The 1,130-nt window shown below is 68.4% G+C and carries 1 protein-coding gene and 1 pseudogene; both read right to left on the reverse strand.

Annotated elements, in window-relative coordinates; genetic code table 11:
- Positions 1–182: pseudogene (locus BIU82_RS15945) on the reverse strand (MFS transporter); the annotation flags it as partial.
- Positions 183–254: 72 nt separating this feature from the next.
- On the reverse strand, positions 255–1,130 hold an 876-nt coding region (locus tag BIU82_RS15950), incomplete at its 5' end, for a biotin-dependent carboxyltransferase family protein (RefSeq protein WP_070350454.1).

Genomic DNA, 1,130 nt, shown 5'->3' on the forward strand with positions numbered 1-1,130 from the left:
GCATTGTCCGGGTTGCCCGGGGCAAGGAAGACAAGCGCAAGGGTTCCCGCCATGAAGGCGAAAATGCCATTGTCGTAGAGTTCCACGAAGATGCCCACACAGCCGGCGGTGACCACCTTGCGGGTCTGCCGGCCCGTAAGCCGTTCGTGCTGCGTCTCAGCAGCGTTGGTGCTTGTTGTCATGTGCTTTTCCTTGATGTTTGGAGCGTAGCAAGGCGCTATGTCGATAGCGAAGGGTGCGATGGCGGCAGGTTTTCAGATGGCGATGCCGGGTGGCAGTTCCCGCCATTGGGGTTCGCCTCCCACGCCCAGGAGGGTGAAGACGGTCGTGACGGTTTTCCTGAGGGCATCGAGCTGCGCCATGGCCGCCCGGTACGCCTGGGTGGCCTCGGCCACCGTGGATTTCCGGAAGCGGACCACGTCGCCCGGGCGGGCCTGGGCGAGCGCGTCGAGCCCGAGGCTCGTGGCAACAGCTAGCACGGGGTACCCGGCGGTGACGCCGCGGCCCCGGTGCAGCACGAGCAGTTCCTCCCTGTTGGGGACCTCGACGGCGCCGACGGGCACGCCGCGCGAGAGGACCTCCGCCGTCGAGAGCCGTTCCGGCAAGCGGCCGCCGAGCCGGAGCCCGATGTGGTTGCTGCGTCCGCTCACCGTGTAGCCGGCCTCGAACAGGAGTCCGGCGGACTCGCCGAATTCCGCCACGTCCGGGCCGTCGGTCACGTCCACCAGGAGTTCCGGACCCATGGCGGGACGTTGCAGTCCGAGGCGGAACAGCGGGAGGTCCAGGTAGGGCTGCCGGAGCGGGGCCACGCTGCGGCGGATGTCCAATACGGTGCCTTCACCGAGTTTCAGGCCGAAACCGATCACGGTATCCGGGGCGCAGCTGCCCATCAGCAGCGGGGCGTCCACCGAGCCGTGGATGGCCAGGTAGGCGCGCAGCCCGCCGTGGATTCCGCGGATGGTGACGGCTTCCCCGGCGCGGACGGAAACGGGTTCCCACTGGGAGTGCTCGCGGCCCCCGACAGTGAGGGTGAGCGGTGATCCGGTGACGGCGATCAGCAGGTCCCGGTCCGGGCGCATCCGGAAGTCCAGGGCGGTGACCTCGATCAGGGGCGCATTGTCCGGGTTGCC

It is taken from the genome of Arthrobacter sp. SW1, assembly GCF_001766675.1.
In the GTDB taxonomy this organism is placed as follows: Bacteria; Actinomycetota; Actinomycetes; order Actinomycetales; family Micrococcaceae; genus Arthrobacter.